This window comes from Mesorhizobium sp. NPDC059054, from assembly GCF_042739215.1.
In the GTDB taxonomy this organism is placed as follows: domain Bacteria; phylum Pseudomonadota; class Alphaproteobacteria; order Rhizobiales; family Rhizobiaceae; genus Mesorhizobium.
Genome location: NZ_JBHYHV010000003.1, coordinates 41723 through 61587 on the forward strand (window position 1 = coordinate 41723; position 19865 = coordinate 61587).

The following is a 19865-nucleotide window of genomic DNA, read 5'->3' on the forward strand; positions in this document are numbered from 1 at the left end:
CAGGTTATGAACGCGCCGCTTCCCCCGGCTCTCCGTCTTTCGGGCATCACCAAGCATTTCGGTGCGCTGACCGCGAACGACGGCATTTCGTTCGAGCTTCGGCAGGGCGAGGTCATCGCCCTGCTGGGCGAAAACGGCGCCGGCAAGACGACGCTGATGAACATCCTGTTCGGCCACTATGTGGCCGACGAAGGCAGCGTCGAGGTGTTCGGCAAGGCGCTGGCGCCGGGTGACCCGAAGGCGGCGCTGGCTGCCGGCGTCGGCATGGTGCACCAGCATTTCACGTTGGCCGACAATATGAGTGTGATCGACAATATCGCGCTCGGCACCCAGCCTCTCTTCCGGCTGAAACTCGACCGCTCGGCGGCGCGTGCCAAAATCGACCAGCTGGCCCGGGATTTCGGGCTGGCCGTCAAGGCGGATGCTCTGGTCGCCGATCTTTCCGTCGGCGAACGCCAGCGCGTCGAAATCCTCAAGGCGCTCTACCGCGACGCGCGGGTGCTGATCCTCGACGAGCCAACGGCGGTGCTGACGCCGACCGAAACCGAGGCGCTGTTCAGGACCTTGAAGCTGCTGGTCGCCAAGGGCCTGTCGGTGATCTTCATCTCGCACAAGCTGAACGAGGTGATGATGGCGAGCGATCGCGTGCTGGTGCTGCGCGCGGGTAAGCTGTCCGGCGAGCGCCGCACCGCCGATACAAACCGCCACGAACTGGCTGCCCTGATGGTAGGGCGCGAAGTCACGCCGCCGGTCGTGGCCAAGGTCGAACGTGGCGCTTTGCTCTACGAGCTGAAAGGCGTTTCGACCGCGCGGCGCGCGCATGGCACAGCGCTGAAGGAGATCGAGCTTGCGCTGCATGGCGGCGAGATCACCGGCGTGGCCGGTGTCTCCGGCAACGGCCAGGCTGCGCTCGCCGGGCTGCTCGCCGGCATGGAAGCGCCGGTCTCGGGCACGGTGCGTATCAAGGACGCCGCGGTGACGGCATGGTCGCCGCTGGCGGCCCTGAACGCCGGCATCGCCCGCGTGCCGGAGGACCGCCACAGGCAGGGCGCCATCGCCGACATGAGCGTCAGCGAGAACGTGATTGCCGAGCGTTACCGCGACCGCCGCTTCAGCCGCGGCGGGCTTGTCGATTGGGTGGCGGCGCGGACCTTCGCGCAGTCGATCATCGACGACTACGAGGTGAAATGCCCCTCGCCCGAGGCACGCATCCGGCTGCTTTCGGGCGGCAACATGCAGAAGCTGATCCTCGGCCGCGCGCTCGACCCCAACCCGTCCGTGATCCTCGCCAACCAGCCCTCGCGTGGCCTCGATGTCGGTGCCGTCGCCTATGTGCATTCCAGGCTGCTCGAAGCGCGTGCGCGTGGTGCGGCAGTGCTGTTGATCTCGGAGGACCTGGAGGAACTGCTGGCGCTGTCCGATCGCATCGTGGTGATCTCGGAAGGGCGGCTGTCGAAACCCTCGGCACGCGGCGAACTGACGATCAGCCAGATCGGGGCGATGATGGCCGGACACGAGGCGGCGTGATGGGTGCTTTTCCAGTGGTCCGGCGCGGCGAAAATATCTCCACGTTTTTTGCAGAGAGTACCCCCACCCCTAACCCCTCCCCTCAAGGGGGAGGGGGATTGGCGGGCGTTTGCACCAGGCAAAAATCGTTGCCGGTTTCGCTTGGTGTGGACCAGTCCCCCTCCCCCTTGAGGGGAGGGGTTAGGGGTGGGGGTACACCCTTCGCCGCTTCGCACCCGGCGCACTTACCCATCGGACCACACCATGCGGCTTGAACCGAAACCAGCGCCGTCGCTGGCGATGTCGATCCTCTATCCGGTCGCGGCGATCGTCGTGACATTCGTCATCGCCGGCGTGCTGGTGATGCTTGCCGGCGCCAATCCGTTCTCGGTCTTCCGGCTGGTGCTGAAAGGTGCGGCCGGTTCGCAGTTCGCGATCCTTGAAACGCTGACACGCGCCACGCCGCTGATCTTCACCGGCCTTGCCGTAGCTGTCGCCTTCCGCGCCAAGCTCTGGAACATCGGCGCGGAGGCACAGCTCTACATGGGCGCGATCATCACCGTGGTGCTGGGCACCGGTGCGCTGCCGCTGCCGGCGATCATCCTGGTGCCGCTGGTGATGCTGGCCGCACTCATCGGCGGCGCGCTGCTGCTGGCCGGGCCGGCCTGGCTAAAGCTGCGCTTCGGCGTCGACGAGGTGGTGACGACGCTGCTGCTCAACTTCATCGTGCTTTTGTTCGTCTCGATGCTGCTGGAAGGCGTGCTCAAGGACCCGATGGCGCTCGGCTGGCCGCAGTCGCCCAAGATCATCGCAGAAGCACAGCTGCCGCGCGTCATCACCGGCAAGCGCCTGCATTATGGTTTCGTCATCGCCGTCGCACTGGCGGTCGGCCTGTGGTTCGTGATGAAGAAGACCGTGCTCGGCTACGAGATGCGCGCCGTCGGCCACAATGCCGAGGCCGCGCGCTTCCTCGGCATGCCGGTCAACGGCGTGCTGATGAAGACGGCGCTGCTGTCCGGCGGCATCGCGGCACTCGGCGGCTTCTCCGAGGTCGCCGGGCTGAAGGGCAGCTTGACGCTCGATCTGTCGCCGGGCTTCGGCTACACCGGCATCGTCGTTGCCATGCTGGCCATGCTGAACCCGATCGGCGTGGTGTTCTCCGCGATCTTCGTCGCCGGCATCTTCGTGGGCGCGGCCGCCATGAGCCGCAGCGCCGGCGTGCCGAGCTACATTGCCGACGTCATGGTGGCGACCTCGCTGCTGACCATGGTGACCGCGATCATGCTGTCGAGATACCGGGTGAAGTGGAAATGATGGACGCCGTCGAGATCCTCTTCACCGCGAGTTTCTGGGTCGCCGCGATCCGCATCGCTTCGCCTTTGATCTTCGCCACCATGGGCGAACTCATCTGCGAGCGTGCCGGCGTCCTCAATCTCGGCATCGAAGGCATCATGACCGCCGGCGCCTTCGCGGGATGGTTCACCGTCTATATGGGTGGGGACCTGTGGACCGGCGTACTGGTGGCTGCGCTCGTCGGCATGGCCTTCGGCCTGCTGCACTCCCTGCTCACCGTGCCGCTCGGCCTGTCGCAGCATGTCGTCGGCATCGGCGTGACGCTGCTGGCGACGAGCCTGACCTATTATGTCTACCGGCTGGCCCTGCCGGAAGTGACCTCGCCACCGAAGATCGAGCCGTTCCAGCCCTGGGCCGTGCCCGGCCTGTCGAAGCTGCCTGTCGTCGGCGAGGCGCTGTTCACGCAGACGCCGCTGACCTACCTCGCCTTCATTCTGGTCATCCTGGTGGCCTGGGGGCTCTACCGCACGCCGCTCGGCCTTGCCGTACGCGCGGTCGGCGAGAACCCGGGCGCCGTCGAGGCGCAAGGCATTTCGGTGACCGCCATGCGCATGGGCGCGGTGATGGCCGGCAGCGCGCTGATGGCGATCGGCGGCGCGTTCCTGACCATGTCGGCCTTCAACTCGTTCTTCTTCAACATGATCAACGGGCGCGGCTGGGTCTGCATCGCGCTGGTGGTGTTCGGCTCCTGGCGGCCCGGCAAGGCGCTGCTCGGCGCGATCCTGTTCGCCGCCTTTGACGCCTACCAGATCCGGCTGCAGCAGCTCTCCGGCGGCGTGGTGCCCTACCAGGTCTTCCTGATGCTGCCCTATGCGCTTTCGATCCTTGCCCTCATTGTGGTTGCAAGACGGGCGACCTATCCAAAGGCCCTCATGGTCCCCTACCAGAAAGGCGAGCGATGAATTTCGACCTGATCGTCAAGACGGCAACGCTGGCCGACGGCCGCATCGCGGATATCGGCATCAAAGGCGACAGGATCGCCGCCATCGAGCCGAAGATCGAGGCTGAAGCCGGCCGCGTCATCGATGCGACGGGCAACCTGGTGTCGGCGCCTTTCGTCGACCCGCATTTCCACATGGATGCCACGCTGTCCTACGGCATTCCGCGCATCAACGCCTCGGGCACGCTGCTGGAAGGCATCGCGCTATGGGGCGAGTTGAAGCCGCTTTTGACGCATGAGGCGGTGAAGCAGCGCGCGCTCGCCTATTGCGACTGGGCCGTGTCGATGGGCCTGCTCGCCATCCGCACCCATGTCGATACCTGCGACGACCGCCTGCTGGCGGTCGAGGCCCTGCTCGAGGTGAAGAAGGAGGTTGCGCCCTACATCGACCTGCAGCTCGTCGCCTTCCCGCAGGACGGACTCTACCGCGCGCCCAACGCACGCGAAAACACCATCCGCGCGCTCGACCTCGGCGCCGACATCGTCGGCGGCATTCCGCATTTCGAGCGCACCATGGAAGACGGCAGGCGCTCGCTGACGGAACTCTGCGAGATCGCCGCCCAGCGCGGGCTGATGGTCGACATCCATTGCGACGAGACCGACGATCCGCTGTCGCGCCATATCGAACAGCTTGCTTACGAGACGCAGCGGCTCGGCCTGCAGGGGCGCGTCGCCGGCTCGCACCTGACCTCGATGCATTCGATGGACAATTATTACGTCTCGAAGCTGATCCCGCTGATCGCCGAAGCGCAGGTGTCGGCGATCCCCAATCCGCTGATCAACATCATGCTGCAGGGCCGCCACGACAGCTATCCGAAACGCCGCGGCATGACGCGCGTGCCGGAAATGCTGAAGGCCGGCATCCGCGTCGGCTGGGGCCAGGATTGCGTGCTCGACCCATGGTATTCGCTGGGCACCGCCGACATGCTGGACGTCGCCTTCATGGGCCTGCATGTGGCGCAGATGTCATCGCCCGCCGACATGGCGCGTTGCTTCGACATGGTCACCAACGTCAACGCCGCCATCATGGGATTGGACCACCTCGGCATGGAAGTCGGCAAGACCGCCTCGATGGTGATGCTGGATGCCGGCAACCCGATCGAGGCCATTCGGCTCCGCGCCGAAAGGCTGTGCGTGATCGCGAAGGGCAAGGTGGTGGCTGAGCGGCCGAAGCGCGACACGGCGCTGAACATCGCCGGGCGGCCGTCGTCCATCAACCGCCGGCACAAGGCGTAATTCCAGACACCTCAATCGCCGGCACGGCTCATCCGGCCGCTTGGCTTTCGCGCCAACGGGCGCCGTGCCCAAGAACACAGTCAATTGGCGCGCGCTCCAACGGTCATCCAGGATGACCGTTGGTATAAGCGGACGTTCGAGCCGCGGTCAGCCGGCCATGCGGCCGGCCTTGATGTATTCCACCATCTGCGAAATGACGGTGCCCCAGCCGTCGTGGAAGCCCATTTCCTCGTGCTTCTGGCGGCTGGCTTCCTCGCCATGGATGGCGACGGCGCGATAGCGCGTGCCTTCACCGTTCTTGGCGAAATCCAGCACGGCGGTGAAGAACGGATTGGGCGACGGCCGATAACCGCCGAGCAGCGTGTCGGTGGTGACCAGGCGTTCGAACGGCTTCACCTCGAGATAGCAGCCGCTGTTGGGAAATTCATCGCCTTCGGGCGAGCGCATCGTGAAGTTCATCGCTCCGCCCGGACGCACGTCCAGCTCGCAGGCCGTGATCGTCCAGGGTTTCGGGACGAACCAGTGGCGCAGATGTTCGGGCGTCGTCCAGGCACGCCAGACGAGTTCCACCGGCACGTCGAGTTCGCGTTCCAGCACGAGGTCGAGTTTCGGATCGATCGTGATCTTGGGCAATGTCATTGGGTACCTTCCTCCTTCAGTTTAAGCAGATAGCTGTCCAGCCGGTCGAGCCGGCGCTCCCAGAACCGTCGCTGGCGTCCGAGCCAGTCTTCGGCAAGTTTGAGCTGATCGGGAGCCAGTTCGTAGGTTCTCACCCGCCCGGCCTTGTGCGAGCGCACCAGGCCGCTCCCTTCCAGAACCTTCAGGTGCTCGACGAAAGACGGCAGTGCCATGCCGTAGGGAGCGGCAAGTTCGCTCACCGAAGCGGGGCGTGCGGAGAGCCGTTCCAGGACACTGCGGCGTGTCGGATCGGACAAAGCGCGAAAGATGCTGTCCACGACGGCTGGATTGGGCATCTGCGGCTGCGAGCCGCCGCGCGTTTGCGGTGTCATGTCCTAACCCTTCGAAACCTGCAAGAGACCTGCGATCGGGGCAGCGTCATAACCCGGCAATATACTTAGGTCAAATCCTTAGTGTTTTGTCTTGCGAAAGACTGGCGTGGATCCGCTCGCCGTACCGTTCAGGCATCTTCCTCGAGAACCGTCTGCGCGATCCGGACCTCGCCGAGGTTGAGATATGAGGCGATCAGATGCCCGGCCGCCACAGCCGCGGTGCACAGCGCGACCGAGGCGGCAATGTTGATTGCCGCTCGAAAGACCGCGCCGGACCTGAGCAGATCCAGGGTCTGCAGGCTGAAGGAGGAAAAGGTGGTGTAGCCGCCACAGATGCCGATCATGACGAACAGCCGCAACCCCTCGGACACCGGGTAGCGCCCCTGCGCAAGGGTGAGCGTGCCGAAGAAACCGATCAGCAGCGAGCCGGTCACATTGATGATGATGGTGCCCCAGGGCAGTTGACCGCTGATCGGCAGGGCCAGCCAGGACACCAGATAGCGCGCCAGTGTTCCGAGCGCGCCGCCGAGCATGACCACGAGGCAATTGGTGAACGACATTTTCGATCCTTCCATGCGGCAGGATCGAGACAGACTCCCACCGCGTCGTTGCGCAGCAGGAGTCATCAGCCATCAGCGGCGGTTTCGGGAGAACTCCATTCCCATCGCTCCCAGTCTGGCGTGAGGGACGCGCTATTGCAAGGCCTCGCGCAGCAAGACCGTCCAACCCGCCGCGCATCGCCGGCGCACTGAAATTCGTGCAAGGATGTTGTAGAAGCCAAGGCAGAAGAACCGTGACAGGTGCAGCATGAAAGTCCTCTCCCACAGCGTTGACGTGTTAGCCGCGACATCCGGAGGATGGCGCATCTGGTCGCTCTCGGATGGCCATGTCGACATGGAAGCGAGCCTGTTGAGGGACGCCGACGACAATCCCTTCCCGGCGACCGTCAAGGCCGACGATCTGGTTCGTCTGTCCGTCAATTGTTTCGTCGTCACGGGGCCAACCGTGCAGAGCATTCTTGTCGACTGCGGCGCCGGCGGGAGTTGGGAGCCCAGCATGGGCAACCTCGAGAAGGCGATGGAAGAGGCCGGGATCGATCCGGCTTCGATCACAACCATGGCGCTGACGCACACCCATGAAGACCACGTCAGCGGGCTGCTGACGCCCGACGGCCGCGGGCTTTTGCCGAAGCTGAAGACGATCGTGATAAACGAAGCGGCGGTCGAGGGCTTTTTTGCCAAAGCGCATCTCGAACCATTCCGGCCTCTGGTGAAACCTGTTCGAGATGGCGAGAAACTGGAAGAAGGATTGCAGGCGGTCGCGCTGCCGGGCCATGCCCCTGGCCACACGGGCTACGCCCTCAAGACCGATGAGGATGACTTCCTGTTCTTCGGGGATGTCGTACATGTCCCGGCAAAGCAGTTTGCCGATCCGACGGTCAGCTGGGCCTATGACCACGACCAGCCGACGGCGCGCGAGACGCGGTCGAAAATCCTGCGACAGGCAGCAAGCCAGGGAACATGGATCGCCGGAGCGCATCTCGGCAGGCCGGGGATCGGCCGGCTGACCTCCAGGGATGGGGCTTATACCTACGAGCCGGCCGGCTAGAGGTTGCGAATGGGATGGGAAGCACTCGCATATTGGGGGAAAGACGCCACCCGACTGAAGCGGCTGACGGGTGGGGTCGCCAACGACGTCTGGAGCGTGCGGATCGACGGGCGGCTTGCCATCGCACGCCTCGGCACACGGAGCGACGCTGATCTCGGTTGGGAAATGGATCTTCTCCAACACCTTGACCGAAACGGCATGACGGTACCGATCCCCATCCCGACGGTGGACGGCCGGCTGTTCGTCGATGGCCTGGTGGTGATGCGATACCTGGAAGGCGGGCCGCCCGAGACGGAGCGCGACTGGCGCCGCGTGGCCGACACGCTGCGGGAGCTGCACCGGCTCACGCAGGACTGGCCGCAGCGCCCGGGCTGGCGATCCTCCACCGACCTGCTGAAAGCCGACCGGGGAACGCGCATCGATCTCACCGCGATGCCGGCCGAGGGCGTTGCCCGATGCCGGGCGGCCTGGGCGCGGCTTGCAGGCCGCCCGACATGCGTCGTCCACGGCGATGCCAACCCACGCAACATCCTCATGACGGAGGATCGGGTCGCGCTCATCGACTGGGACGAGTCCCATGTCGACGTTCCCGATCTCGACCTTGAACTGCCCCACAATGCCGCCGATCTTGACCCGGACGCATGGGATATCGCCCATCAGGCCTCAGCCGCCTGGGAGGCCGCGGTTTGCTGGAAGGACGACTTTTCCGTCAGGCGGCTTGCCGAGGTTCGGGCCGTTTAACCGGAGGCTTTCCTGTGCGACACCTGCGTGCTCTCTCCGTGGCGCTTCTCCAAGGCGAACTGAACCCGGCTTCAGCTTCAGAAGCTTCGGCTCGAAAGCGGACAATCCGCAAGGCAAGGCTACGCCCTCAGGACCGATGAAGGTGACTACCTGTTCTTCTGAGATGTCGGGCATATTCCGGCGCGGCAACTTGCCGACCCGATGGTCGGCTGGGCCTATCACAATGACCAGGCCACGGCGCGAGACCTGGTCGAAAATCCGGTGGCAGACGGCGCAGTAGGGACATGGATCGCGCATCTCGGCAGGCCAGGGATCAGCGGGTTGGCTTCCAGGGGCGCGTCCTACGACTTGGCACGCCTCCTGCGAGAAAGCCGCCATTCGGCAACCGACCCTCATTTCGGCCGTTCATGGCAGGAGGCGAGAACGCTTGGAGCGGACCTTGCAGGTCGCTGTTGTCTTGGATCATATCTGTCGCAGGTTTTGGGTAGACCGTCCTAAAACGCGGCGAGCGTGGATTCTACAAGCACCTGCCTTCAACCCATGAGCCACGACCAACCTTTACGCGGGGTAAAATGCGATGAAGCGGATTGCGCCATGGGAAACCGAACTCCCCGATGATCTGACGCCTGCTCAGGGCTATCAACTCGCACTTGACCGCATCGCCTGGCGCGCGGCAGGTCGGCCTGACCCTGCGACGCTGGATGACTGGCCGGACGATAATGATCTCGATTACCTGCTCAGCCGGCATTCGCACGATACGCTCGACCTCAACAGTCTGAAGCTGCGCAAGGTTCCCGATGAACTCTACCAATCGGACGGCGTTACGTTTCTGTTCCTGATGGACAACCGGATCGAGACCATTCCCGAGCAGTTTGTGGAGGTGCTTCGGCTTGAAGAGTTGTCGCTTTTTGGAAATCCTCTGCGCGAGGTGCCAGCATCGCTCCTGTTAATGGAAGGTCTCAAGGGCCTCTATCTCGGTCGCAGCGCACTTACCAGACTGCCGTATCTTGACCGACCGTCAACCAGCATCAGGACGCTTGGCCTGGAGCGCACCGAATGGCTGGAGATCCCCGAAGACTACCTTGCCAATTTCCCGAACCTTCGAAGCTTGTTGCTTGGACATTCGTTCCGGCACAATATCCCGGATGAGGTTTTTGGCCTGGCCGAACTCATTCAACTCGATTTTGAGGGGAATTCGCTCAAGGCGCTCTCCCCGCATATAGGGCGGCTCACCAAACTGCTCAGTCTCCAACTTCGGAACTGCAAGCTGGAGACGCTGCCGAAGGAACTCGGAAAGCTCACCATGCTCGAAGAAAAAGCAGGAAGTGGCCCGTTCGGCCTCCATATTTCCGGCAATCCGTTCAAGGACAAGGAGCTGAAGCGCATCGCCAAGTTGAAGAACCCGCAGCAGACGATCGAAGCACTCGCATGGGCCCGTGCCAATGGAAGCTGAAGGTGGTCACCTGCATATTTTTCTCGCGGTCTTCCCGAGTGAAGCGGATGCTTTGGCTTTCTCGCAGAAGCAATGGGAGCCGGAGCCGGGCGAAGATGCATCAGACGAGGAGTACGCGGCTTGGGAGGCTCGCAATCCATCGTGGCCGATGAGAGCCGAACAGGGCTTTACTTATCTCGATGGAGATTTCGTGGAGACGATATGGGGCACCGGGCCAACTGGTTCCGAAGTGAACTGGGGCTATCTTGCCTCACTGCTCGATGCTGATGACGTCGGCAGATGCAACGACTTGGCTCCGGCGCGTTCGAACACCCTGATCGTGATCGATGAAAGAGCGCTCGGAGGCTTTGATTTCACGTTTCGCACGACTGCAACTATGACCTATTGCGGTCGTTATCGACGGCGCTGACAGGTCGGCGAACTGCGTCCGAGCCTCGGAAATTAACCGATAACGAGAACACCGGCAGCGTCCACGAATCCTCGGTGCCGTTCAGGGATACTGACGGTCCGGAAAGCCGATGACGGGGATGAAACGTGCGGCGTTAAAACCATCGGACGATCTTGGCCAGCCAATTGGAAAGCTGCCTGACCGCTTTCCACCCCATCCCGGTCATCCCCCAGCCTCCATATTGGCACTCAGGCAGCCCCGATCCCCGGCCCGATTACCGCCCTCAGCTTTAAATTGCTTCGCCGAAAGCAGGCCTACTCTCCTGTCCCCATGTCCTCGAAGATAAAGCTGCGTATTTCGTTCAAGCAGGGGAGGAGACCAGTTTGACCGCAACGTTATCGCAGGTGCAGGAACTGCACCGGCCGGAGGACGAGCATCTCGGCCTCTTCGCCAACCTTGCCTACGGCTTCCAGCATGTGCTGACGATGTATGGCGGCATCGTCGCGGTGCCGCTGATCGTCGGCCAGGCTGCCGGCCTTTCGCCGAACGACATCGGGCTCCTGATCACCGCCTCGCTGTTTGCGGGCGGGCTCGCCACGATGCTGCAAACCCTTGGAGTGCCCTTCTTCGGCTGCCGCTTGCCGCTGGTGCAGGGCGTATCCTTTGCGGGCGTCGCCACGATGACGGCCATCGTGACCGGCGGCGGAGGACTGCCTCAGGTGTTCGGAGCGGTGATCGTGGCCTCCCTGATCGGCCTCCTGATCACGCCGGTGTTTTCCCGCATCACCAAATTCTTCCCGCCGCTGGTGACCGGCATCGTCATCACCACGATCGGGCTGACGCTGATGCCTGTCGCGGCGCGCTGGGCGATGGGCGGCAACAGCGCCTCTCCGGAATTCGGCAGCATGGCCAATATCGGCCTGGCGGCACTGACGCTGCTGATCGTGCTGCTGCTCAGCAAACTGGGGAGTGCCGCGATCTCCAGGCTTTCGATCCTGTTGTCGATGATCATCGGGACGATCGTCGCCGCGGCACTCGGCATGACGGACTTCTCCAAGGTCGCGGACGGGCCGTTCTTCGCCCTGCCGACGATCTTCCATTTCGGCCTGCCGGTGTTCGGCGTGGCGGCGACGATCTCGATGCTCATCGTCATCATCGTGACGCTGGTCGAGACATCGGCGGACGTGCTGGCGGTCGGCGAGATCATCGGCACCAAGGTCGATTCCCGCCGCCTCGGCGACGGGCTGCGCGCCGACATGCTGTCGAGCTCGCTGGCGCCGCTGTTCGGCTCCTTCACGCAGAGCGCCTTCGCGCAGAATGTCGGGCTTGTCGCCGTCACCGGCGTGAAGAGCCGCTATGTGGTGGCCTGCGCCGGTGCGATCCTGATCGCGCTCGGGCTGCTGCCGGTGATGGGCAGGATCATCGCGGCGGTGCCGCCTTCCGTGCTCGGCGGCGCCGGTGTCGTGCTGTTCGGAACGGTGGCCGCAAGCGGTATCCGCACCCTCTCCAAGGTCGACTACAACAACAACATGAACCTGATCATCGTGGCGACTTCGCTCGGCTTCGGCATGATCCCGATCGCCGCGCCGCAGTTCTACGAACATTTCCCGGCCTGGTTCGCCACCATCTTCCATTCCGGGATCAGCTCCTCGGCGGTGATGGCGATCGCCATGAACCTGTTGTTCAACCATTTCCGTACCGGCAATTCCGACCAGCAATCGGTGTTCGTCGCCGGCATGGAACGCACCTTGCGCTACCAGGACATCGCCTGCCTGCACGAGGGCGACTATTTCCTCGACGGCAAGCTCTACGATTCGACCGGCAAGCCGGTTCCGATCGTCGGCCACGAGCATTGAAGCACTCGCGGTAGCGGGCGCGGGCAATACCCCCATCGGCACGGGCGTACTCCCACCCCTTTCCATGAAGGTACCCCCACCCCTAACCCCTCCCCTCAAGGGGGAGGGGGACTGGGTCGCGCCAAGCGAAACCGGCAACGATTTTTGCCAAGTGCAAACGCCCGCCAATTCCCCTCCCCCTTGAGGGGAGGGGTTAGGGGTGGGGGTGGCTTCGCGCATAGCTTCGCGTCCTGCCAGATCCAGTCGGCAGACAGGATGCAAGCGAAGCCTGATTTTGCGCAACCCGAGCCGTCAGCGGCGTCCCGCAAACTCGCCGATAGCACGCAGGAGCGGGGTCTGGTCGCCGACCCAGAACCAGTGGTCGTCGCCGGCCACTTCCACGAACCGTCCACCGGGGATCTTCGCGGCAAGGAACCGGCCCGACTCCGCGTGGACCGCGCGGTCGCCCGAGCGATGCAGAACCGTTGTCGGGACCGAGACCCTTGCAAGCAGGTGGCGGACGTCGGTGTCGCGCAGCGCTTCGAGCACGCCCGTCACGGCGCCCGGGCTGGACGCCGCCCGCAGCAACCCGGCCCACCAGGCTTCCGCCTGGCGGTCTCCGACCAGGCTCGGGGCAAAGGTCTCGATCTCGGCCGGTCCACCCCAGTTGGCGATCAGGCGGCGCCTCCAGAGGTCGTACTGTTCATGGGTCAAGGCGCAGGTGTAGTCGCGTGTGCGGCTGCCCTTGGCCAGGGAACCCCAGAGGACGAGCCCAACGAGACGATCGGGATGGTCGACTGCAAAGCGGATGCAGCCGGGTCCACCTTCCGAAGACCCGACGAGGAGAGCGCGGCGGCTTCCGGCCGCGTCCATCACCGCCAATATGTCCTTCGCGGTCGCGTCGACGGTGGGACGCGCGCCGACGCGGTCGGACAGACCGACGCCGCGCCGGTCGAACAGGATGAGGCGACCGATACGCGAAACCGCCGCGATCCACGAACGGCAGCGGCTGTCCTCCCATATCCGTTCCACATGCGAAACGAAGCCGGGAACGAGTACGATATCCAGCGGACCATTGCCGACGGTCTGGTATGCGAGGTGGATACCTTCCACTTCGACGTAACGCGTTCGCGGCGCTTCGGTGGCCTTGCGCGGCTCCTGCAGCAAGGCAGCGGTGGCAGGGTCGAGGGGCACGCCGAGCTCATCCCGCAAGTGCCGGGCGCATGCTTCGAGCTGGCGCTCGGCGGCCGCCCTGTCTCCGGCGGCCAGGTGGGCGCGGATCAGATGACGGTGCGCGCTTTCGCTCAGCGGATCCAGTCCCACCAGTCGCGTCGCATGCACGATCGCCGTGCGAGCATCGCCGGCAGCGAGCCGGGTTTCGATCAGGCGCTCCAGCGCCTGTGTCAGGCGGCTGCGCAGAGCCTCGCGCCTGAAGAACGCCCATTCCTCGAATTCCTGACAGCCCTCCAGGGCGAAGCCTGCGAGAAAGTCGCCGGTGTACGTATTGACGGCGGTTTCAAGAGAGCCGCGGTCGCAGGCGCGCTCGAAGGTCCTGGTGTCGACCTCCACCGAAAGCGCCGGTTGCAGGTTGAGCGTGGTGCTGCTTGCAGCGACGAGTTCGCTGCCGAAGGCGCCGCGGATTTTGTAAAGCGTGCGCCGAAGGCGCGCCCGGGCGGTCTCTTCGTCGGCGTCGGGCCACAGCAGCGTGGCCGCGGTCTCGCGCGAGACGGATCCACCGGCCTCGGCGAGGAAGATGAGGAGCGCGGCTGCCTTGCGCAAGGCAAGCGACACCCGCCGCCCGTTCATGCGGAATTCCGGAAAGCCCAGAAGCCGAAATTCCAATCGCTCCATCGATCCGCACTCCAGAGCGTTTCCTATTTTGTCGGAAACGCTCCAACTTTTTGTTTTTACGCAATTCCGGACGGAAAACCGCTGCGCACTTTTCCTGGAATTGCTCTGGCAGGGGACGCCGAGGGGACGCCGGCCGTCTATTGGCTCCCCACGACTTCGGGCCGATCGCGCGCCCCGAAGATTTTCTGGAGCGAGAAATGTCACCGGTCAATACTCTCAACCCTCACCGCCTTTCCGAGGCCGTTGCCGAAGATGGCGTCCCGATAGCCTATGAAGACCTCGGCCACGGCGAGCCGCTCGTGCTGTTGCACGGCGTCACCGAGAGCCGCGAGTCCTGGCACGAGGCAGGCTACGTCGAGCAGTTCCTGAGGCGCGGATGGCGGCTGATCCTCATCGACTGCCGTGGTCATGGACGCAGCGGCAAGCCGCATGACCCTGCCGCCTATTCGGGTCGCAGGCAGGCCGCGGATGTCGCTGCCGTCCTCGACTTCGCGGGCATCCAACGTGCCGCGCTCATGGGGCATTCCATGGGCGGCACAGTCGCACTCGCCACCGCCGCGTACCATCCGGATCGCGTCAACGCGCTGATCGTCAACGGAGCACATCCCTTCGCGGAGGACCTTAGCCGCTTGCGGGCCGCTCTCGCAGATGACTTCGAGACCTGGCTCGCCTTCCTGAAGCAACTTGTGCCGGACCTTTCGCCGAACAGCTGCCGGCGCATCCGGGCCAACGATCTCGCCGCCGTTCAGGCAAGCCTTGCCAGCGACAGGCCGGATTTCTCGATGGCCCTTGCGAAGCTCGACATCCCCGCACTGGCGATCACCGGTCTGCTCGATCCACGCTGGGAGGGCGTCCGGAATTTCGCGGAACTGGCAAGCGGCGAATTCCTGCCCCTGGCGGGCAAGAATCATGTGACGGCCTTTCTGGATGCCGAGACGATCGTGCCGGCGGTCGACGAATTCCTGCGGCGTGTCGGCGCCCGCACCACGGAAGGGAGCTGAGCCATGTGCCGGTCTTGTCTCTCCTGGTACGGACAACGCATTGCGCCGTATCTCGTCCACGCGGGCTGCTCGTCGGACGCCTTCTCGCGCATGCGGCGGCGCATGGTGCCGCATGCGAAGGGCGTGGTGGTCGAAGTCGGCTTCGGATCGGGCCTGAACCTTCCCCATTACGATACCGCCAAGGTGACGCGGCTCGTCGGCGTCGATCCCGACGCGACCATGCTCGCTTTGGCCAAACGGCGGAACCGCGTCCTGGCGTTCGATGTCGAATGCGTTCAGGCCGGCGGCGAAAGCATGCCGCTGGCGGATGGCTTCGCCGACACGGTGGTCGTCGCCTACGCCTTCTGTACCGTTCCAGAGCCGGAGGCGGCGCTGGCGGAGATCCGGCGCATCCTGAAGCCCGATGGGCGGCTGATCTTCCTCGAACACGGGCAGGCGAATGCCAACTGGCGCAGAAGGCTGCAGGATCGACTGAACCGCCCCTGGGGTGCTCTTGCCGGGGGCTGCAATCTCAATCGCGATCCGTTTCAGCTTGTCACGAGTGCCCGCTTCGACATTCGAGACCCATGGCAGGAGCGATTTCCGCCCGCCTTCTGGCTGCTGGGCAGCCATTATGCGGGCATCGCCATACGGTCCGAATAGAACTGATGCGGTCAGTGCAGCGTGAGAAAGATCACATCAGGTCGGCGGCGCATGTGAGACGCTGTGCTTCCAGCCAACCTGCGTGCACCCAGAGCGTTTCCGTTTTTCACGGAAACGCGGAAACGCTCTGACTCTTTGTTTTACGCAATTCCGGACGGAAAACCGCTACGCACTTTTCCTGGAATTGCTCTGGTGGAGAACACATATGGGGAATTCCGCAACCACGGCACCCGTAGGTCGCTCCGATGTCTGGGCGATCGGAGATGCCTACGAACCCTTTGTCGGCCGCTGGAGCCGGCTCGTCGCCAATGAATTCATGGACTGGCTGGCGCTGCCCGCCGGGATGCAATGGCTGGACGTGGGCTGCGGCACCGGAGCCTTGACGCAAACCATTCTCTCACGCGCGGCGCCTGCCGGCGTCACGGGCCTCGACCCGTCCGACGGCTTCCTCGGTTACGCCCAGGACCGGACGAAAGATCCGCGTGCGACGTTTCGCCTGGGAGATGCACAGGCATTGCCGTTCGCCGATGGCGCATTCGAGGCCGTGGCCGCAGCGCTTGTGCTCAACTTCATTCCGATTCCGGCACTGGCGGTGGCTGAAATGAAGCGCGTGCTGCGTCCCGGCGGGACAGCGGCCGCTTACGTCTGGGACTACGCCGAAGGGATGCAGTTGATACGGCATTTCTGGGACGCGGCGACTGCTCTCGATCCTGCCGCGGAACAGCTCGACGAGGCGCGGCGTTTCCCGAACTGCAACCCGGCATCCCTGCTTTCGCTGTTTCGCGATTGCGGCTTCGAACAGGTGGAGTGTCGGGCCATCGAGGTGCCGAGCGTGTTCAAGACCTTCGACGACTACTGGTCGCCTTTTCTCGGTGGGCAGGGTCCGGCGCCGACCTATTGCGGCACGCTTTCCGACGAGGGGCGGACGGCGCTGCGCGACCGGCTCCACGCCACGTTGCCCATCGGGCACGACGGCTCGATCCGGCTGAGCGCACGCGCATTTGCCGTTCGCGGAATTCACCGGGCATAGCGGCCGCGAAATTCTCCATCGAGGGCAGTTGCCCGTCTCAGGCAGCGTTCTGCGCCTCATCGTACAGCCAGGCACAGAGCTGCCGGGGTGCCAGTCGGGCATCATTCGCGCGCATCAGGGCGAAATGCCATGCCGGTCCGCTTAATACGCAGGAGAATGGCGCTATCAACTGCCCGGAGGTCAAAAGCGGCCTGAACAGCGACGGCGACAGCAGCGCCACGCCTAATCCGGCAACGGCGGCGTTGGCGTCCAGCTCATGGGTTGGATAGTCGACCGCGGCGAAGCGAAGGCCGGGCGGCGTTTTGCTTTGTGCTGCCGCAAACCATCGTTCCCAGTCGGGGTGCGGCAGGAGGTCGAAATCAGCCAGCGTCCGTGCGTCGTTCAGGGTTCGGTTGCCCAGCAGGGATGGCGCCACCATCGGTGTCACGTCGACGGGGGTAAGCCGGTACTCTTCGAGCCCGGCCCAACCACCGCGGCCCGTTCTGATCGCGACGTCGAATGCATGAGGGTCGCGCACATCGGCCGAGACATCGATCTCGATGCTGGATGGTATCGGGGCAACATAACGTGCCAGACGCGGGGCGAGCCAGCGTGATGCAAATGTCGGCGGCGCCGTCAGCCGAAGCGGCGGCGTCGCAGCTTGAAACTCAGCGAGCGCATCGGTGATGCCGGACAATGCTCCCTGGACTCTGCCAGCCAGCGTGGCGGCGGCAGCCGTTGGCACGACGCGCCGGCCGACGCGTTCGAACAGCGGCTGTCCAAGCTCGGCCTCCAGGGTGCGGATGCGCAGGCTGACCGCCGCCGGCGTCAGGAACAGGCGTTCGGCCGCACGCGCGAAACTGCCTGCCGACACGCAGGCTTCAAGGACCCTCAGAGACTCCAGCGATGGCCGCATGATCAGTTTCTCTTGTGAGGCTGACAAGCAATGCGCGTTTTGAAAGCGGAGAGCCTGAGCGCAGATGTCGGCCCGGAATTCAAAATAGGAGATCGGGCATGTCCCTGCAATCACGGCACCTGTTCACGCTTTTCATCTCGCTTCACCCGACCCTGGATCTCGGCCAGACACCGGCCGGCGGCCGACGCATCTTCCCCGTTTCGGGCGGCCATTTTCGCGGCGAGCGTATCCGCGGCGAGGTCTCTCCGCTGATCGGTTCCGACCTGCTTCTCGCCCGCCCTGACGGCACGTTCCAGCAGGACGTCAGGCTGCTGCTTGTGGCGGACGATGGCGGCCTGGTGCTGATGACCTATCGTGGCGTCCGGCACGCATCCCATGAGGTCGACGCGCGGCTGCGGCGCAACGAACCGGTCGACCCGGCCGAATACTACCTGCGGACCACGCCCTATTTCGAAACCGCGGCACCCACCCATGAATGGCTGAACAGGATCGTCTCGGTCGCCACGGGCGGAAGGCGTCCCGGCGGTGTGGAATATGAAGTCCATGAGATCCTTTGATGTGTCTCGGCTCATCCGAACACCGCACGCCGGATACCCAACGCGTCGGAGCGACCCGATGAAAACGGCTCGACGATATCTGCCGAGAATCCTGGACTGGTTCCACCGACAAGCAGCGAGAAGATGCAGCCGCCTGGACTTGCGCGACCTGACCGACAGGGAACTGCAGGACCTCGGCTTCCGGCGCAGTGACTTTGACGGTCAGGCGTATCCGATGCCTGCTGAAGCCCCGGCTATTTCGCGCGCAGCTGCGCGTCGTAGGCGCGGTCCAGATTGTCCATCATCGACTGGAGCGCCTTGTCGACATCGAATGCCGTCGGCCTGATCTGAAGCTGCAAGGCGGCCCGCCGCAGCAGGATCGCGATGTCGTGTGGCTCGAGGTCGGCGAGATTGTCCGCCGCCCGCTCGAGTTCCCCGATCAACCACTGGTCATTGCCCGATGGTACGCCCATGCTTCCCCGCGGAGCGCTCCTGACCGTTCCTCCTTAGCACGAACGGAAGGGCAAGAAAATCGATCAGAGCGGCGGCTTCAAACGTTGCGGGCCCGATGCGCCTCCTCCAAATGGGGGTGGTCAAAACAACCGAAAGCAGGCAAGATCAGACACGGGCAAGTTGCAGCGAAGGGGCGCTGCTTGATGAGGGCTGTTGTCGACTACGACGAAGCGCGCATCGTTGCGATTGCGCGCGATGTTTCCGAAGCCATCGACCGGGCGGCTTTCGATGATGGTGACTGGAACGATGTTCCCACAGCCTTGGCACAGGCCTTTCCCGGCTCGTTCGGTGCTTTCTGGAACATCAACTATCGCCGGACAGACCTGAACTTCCTGGCGACGCACAACATCGCTCCCGATTTCCTCAAATCCTATGCGGAGCACTTCGCCTTCATCAATCCCTGGACGGCCTATTGGGAAAACATCAGGAACGGCACGGTTGCTGCCTCGGAAGTGGTGGCGCCGGCCCGCTCCTTCGACCGCACCGAATTCTACAACGACTGGCTGAAGCCGCAGAAGGATGTCGAGGCGGCCGCGGGCCTGAAGCTCGTCGGCGGCCAAGGCGAGATCGTGACATTCCTGATGCACTATCCGCTGTCCAAGTCGGATCGCTATGAAGCCGCCGCCGTCGAGGTGCTGAGCCGCGTCAGAGGCAGCGTGGACAGGTCGATCTCGCTGGCCCGGCTGCTCAGGAAACGGTCTGAAATGGCCTTGTCGGGCGCGGCGCTGCTGGAGAGGCCGCGATGCGCCGCCTTCGTGATGGACACCAATCGTGCGGTGCGCGATGCCAACGCCCTGGCGGCCGAACTGTTCTCCCGGGGCAGCCCGGTTTCGGCGCTTCGGGGCCGCGTCTCGCTTTCCGACAAGGAGGCCGATGCGCGCTTCGGACAGATGCTGCGCGCAATCGGGAACGCTGCCGAAAGCGGGCATTCGGTCGTTGCCTTCCGGGATGCCGGCAGCGCCTGGGAAGTGCTGCTGGCACCGCTGCACGCGGGCGGGGAGACAAGCGGCATCCTCACTCTGCTGCCGCCACGGCGGCTTGTGCTGGTCCTGGTGACGGAACTCAAGCCCGCCGCGCAGGAGGTGCCGGAGCTGTCCAATCTCGCGCCGCTGTTCGGACTGACCAAGGCGGAGATCGCCTTCTGCCGGAAGCTGCTGGCTGGCGAAAGCGTGAGCGAAATCGCCAACGGCCAGAAGCTCTCGGTCGAGACGGCCAGGACGAGGATGAAATCGATCCTGCACAAGACGGACTCGCCGCGCCAAAGCCATCTGATGCTTCTGCTGTCACGCTTCAGCTAGCCGTTCGCCGGTTTCGTATATCGGATAAC

21 protein-coding genes and 1 riboswitch are annotated in these 19865 nt (G+C 64.1%); of the genes, 15 read left to right on the forward strand and 6 right to left on the reverse strand.

Annotated features, from left to right (window positions below):
* Nucleotides 1-6: 6 nt before the first annotated feature.
* The 4 genes from ACFWXH_RS13705 (at nucleotide 7) to ACFWXH_RS13720 (ending at nucleotide 5035) form a co-directional block, all read left to right on the forward strand.
* Nucleotides 7-1527, forward strand: coding sequence for an ABC transporter ATP-binding protein (locus ACFWXH_RS13705; RefSeq protein ID WP_379121038.1), 1521 nt, complete (start codon nucleotides 7-9; stop codon nucleotides 1525-1527).
* A 243-nt stretch (nucleotides 1528-1770) separates the two neighbouring features.
* The gene (locus ACFWXH_RS13710) at nucleotides 1771-2820 is read left to right on the forward strand and encodes an ABC transporter permease (protein ID WP_379121041.1); all 1050 of its coding nucleotides are present in this window, start codon (nucleotides 1771-1773) and stop codon (nucleotides 2818-2820) included.
* Entirely contained in the window at nucleotides 2820-3761 is a 942-nt protein-coding gene (locus ACFWXH_RS13715; protein ID WP_379122203.1) for an ABC transporter permease, read from the forward strand. Before ACFWXH_RS13710 ends, ACFWXH_RS13715 begins: the two co-directional genes overlap by 1 nt.
* Nucleotides 3758-5035: an amidohydrolase family protein gene (locus ACFWXH_RS13720; protein ID WP_379121043.1), complete on the forward strand. Its 1278-nt coding sequence runs from the start codon at nucleotides 3758-3760 to the stop codon at nucleotides 5033-5035. The genes ACFWXH_RS13715 and ACFWXH_RS13720 overlap by 4 nt, the downstream gene beginning before the upstream one ends.
* Nucleotides 5036-5182: 147 nt before the next feature.
* Here the strand turns inward: ACFWXH_RS13720 and ACFWXH_RS13725 are convergent, their stop codons facing one another.
* The 3 genes from ACFWXH_RS13725 to crcB all read right to left on the reverse strand — a co-directional run bounded on the left by ACFWXH_RS13725 (nucleotide 5183) and on the right by crcB (nucleotide 6605).
* Nucleotides 5183-5674, reverse strand: a complete 492-nt coding sequence (locus tag ACFWXH_RS13725; protein WP_379121045.1) for an SRPBCC family protein — start codon at nucleotides 5672-5674, stop codon at nucleotides 5183-5185.
* Nucleotides 5671-6045 carry an ArsR/SmtB family transcription factor gene (locus ACFWXH_RS13730; protein WP_379121048.1) on the reverse strand — a complete coding sequence of 125 codons (375 nt, stop codon included), beginning with the start codon at nucleotides 6043-6045 and terminating at the stop codon, nucleotides 5671-5673. The genes ACFWXH_RS13725 and ACFWXH_RS13730 overlap by 4 nt, the downstream gene beginning before the upstream one ends.
* 128 nt (nucleotides 6046-6173) lie before the next feature.
* On the reverse strand, nucleotides 6174-6605 hold the full coding sequence (gene crcB / locus ACFWXH_RS13735; RefSeq protein ID WP_379121050.1) for a fluoride efflux transporter CrcB: 432 nt from the start codon (nucleotides 6603-6605) through the stop codon (nucleotides 6174-6176).
* 49 nt (nucleotides 6606-6654) lie between these two features.
* Nucleotides 6655-6717, reverse strand: a riboswitch (Fluoride riboswitch).
* Nucleotides 6718-6852: 135 nt separating this feature from the next.
* On the opposite strand from crcB, the gene ACFWXH_RS13740 reads away from it, so the two are divergent.
* The 5 genes from ACFWXH_RS13740 (at nucleotide 6853) to ACFWXH_RS13760 (ending at nucleotide 12091) form a co-directional block, all read left to right on the forward strand.
* Entirely contained in the window at nucleotides 6853-7653 is an 801-nt protein-coding gene (locus ACFWXH_RS13740) for an MBL fold metallo-hydrolase (protein WP_379121052.1), read from the forward strand.
* Between the two features lie 9 nt (nucleotides 7654-7662).
* Complete coding sequence (locus ACFWXH_RS13745) at nucleotides 7663-8394, forward strand: phosphotransferase enzyme family protein (RefSeq protein WP_379121054.1); 732 nt, start codon at nucleotides 7663-7665, stop codon at nucleotides 8392-8394.
* Nucleotides 8395-8971: 577 nt separating this feature from the next.
* Complete coding sequence (locus ACFWXH_RS13750; protein WP_379121056.1) at nucleotides 8972-9847, forward strand: leucine-rich repeat domain-containing protein; 876 nt, start codon at nucleotides 8972-8974, stop codon at nucleotides 9845-9847.
* Entirely contained in the window at nucleotides 9837-10256 is a 420-nt protein-coding gene (locus tag ACFWXH_RS13755) for a hypothetical protein (protein WP_379121058.1), read from the forward strand. Before ACFWXH_RS13750 ends, ACFWXH_RS13755 begins: the two co-directional genes overlap by 11 nt.
* A gap of 362 nt (nucleotides 10257-10618) precedes the next feature.
* Nucleotides 10619-12091 carry a nucleobase:cation symporter-2 family protein gene (locus ACFWXH_RS13760; RefSeq protein WP_379121060.1) on the forward strand — a complete coding sequence of 491 codons (1473 nt, stop codon included), beginning with the start codon at nucleotides 10619-10621 and terminating at the stop codon, nucleotides 12089-12091.
* 291 nt (nucleotides 12092-12382) lie between these two features.
* Here the strand turns inward: ACFWXH_RS13760 and ACFWXH_RS13765 are convergent, their stop codons facing one another.
* Complete coding sequence (locus ACFWXH_RS13765) at nucleotides 12383-13921, reverse strand: alpha/beta fold hydrolase (RefSeq protein ID WP_379121062.1); 1539 nt, start codon at nucleotides 13919-13921, stop codon at nucleotides 12383-12385.
* 197 nt (nucleotides 13922-14118) lie between these two features.
* On the opposite strand from ACFWXH_RS13765, the gene ACFWXH_RS13770 reads away from it, so the two are divergent.
* The 3 genes from ACFWXH_RS13770 (at nucleotide 14119) to ACFWXH_RS13780 (ending at nucleotide 16594) form a co-directional block, all read left to right on the forward strand.
* Nucleotides 14119-14922 (forward strand): alpha/beta fold hydrolase, encoded by an 804-nt coding sequence (locus tag ACFWXH_RS13770; protein WP_379121064.1) that lies wholly within the window; start codon nucleotides 14119-14121, stop codon nucleotides 14920-14922.
* Between the two features lie 3 nt (nucleotides 14923-14925).
* The gene (locus tag ACFWXH_RS13775) at nucleotides 14926-15564 is read left to right on the forward strand and encodes a class I SAM-dependent methyltransferase (RefSeq protein WP_379121066.1); all 639 of its coding nucleotides are present in this window, start codon (nucleotides 14926-14928) and stop codon (nucleotides 15562-15564) included.
* A gap of 205 nt (nucleotides 15565-15769) precedes the next feature.
* Nucleotides 15770-16594 carry a class I SAM-dependent methyltransferase gene (locus ACFWXH_RS13780; protein ID WP_379121068.1) on the forward strand — a complete coding sequence of 275 codons (825 nt, stop codon included), beginning with the start codon at nucleotides 15770-15772 and terminating at the stop codon, nucleotides 16592-16594.
* Between the two features lie 37 nt (nucleotides 16595-16631).
* On the opposite strand, the gene ACFWXH_RS13785 is transcribed toward ACFWXH_RS13780, so the two are convergent.
* A complete protein-coding gene (locus ACFWXH_RS13785; RefSeq protein ID WP_379121070.1) occupies nucleotides 16632-17489 on the reverse strand; it encodes a LysR family transcriptional regulator in 858 nt (285 codons plus the stop codon).
* Nucleotides 17490-17587: 98 nt separating this feature from the next.
* Here ACFWXH_RS13785 and ACFWXH_RS13790 point away from each other — a divergent pair, with 98 nt between their 5' ends.
* Both ACFWXH_RS13790 and ACFWXH_RS13795 read left to right on the forward strand, forming a co-directional pair.
* Entirely contained in the window at nucleotides 17588-18046 is a 459-nt protein-coding gene (locus ACFWXH_RS13790; protein WP_379121073.1) for a DUF3237 domain-containing protein, read from the forward strand.
* A gap of 58 nt (nucleotides 18047-18104) precedes the next feature.
* Nucleotides 18105-18371: a DUF1127 domain-containing protein gene (locus tag ACFWXH_RS13795; RefSeq protein ID WP_379121075.1), complete on the forward strand. Its 267-nt coding sequence runs from the start codon at nucleotides 18105-18107 to the stop codon at nucleotides 18369-18371.
* On the opposite strand, the gene ACFWXH_RS13800 is transcribed toward ACFWXH_RS13795, so the two are convergent.
* Nucleotides 18280-18498, reverse strand: a complete 219-nt coding sequence (locus ACFWXH_RS13800) for a hypothetical protein (RefSeq protein ID WP_379122251.1) — start codon at nucleotides 18496-18498, stop codon at nucleotides 18280-18282. The two genes, ACFWXH_RS13795 and ACFWXH_RS13800, sit on opposite strands and share 92 nt — an antisense overlap.
* A gap of 183 nt (nucleotides 18499-18681) precedes the next feature.
* Here ACFWXH_RS13800 and ACFWXH_RS13805 point away from each other — a divergent pair, with 183 nt between their 5' ends.
* Complete coding sequence (locus ACFWXH_RS13805; RefSeq protein WP_379121077.1) at nucleotides 18682-19836, forward strand: helix-turn-helix transcriptional regulator; 1155 nt, start codon at nucleotides 18682-18684, stop codon at nucleotides 19834-19836.
* Nucleotides 19837-19865 lie beyond the last annotated feature (29 nt).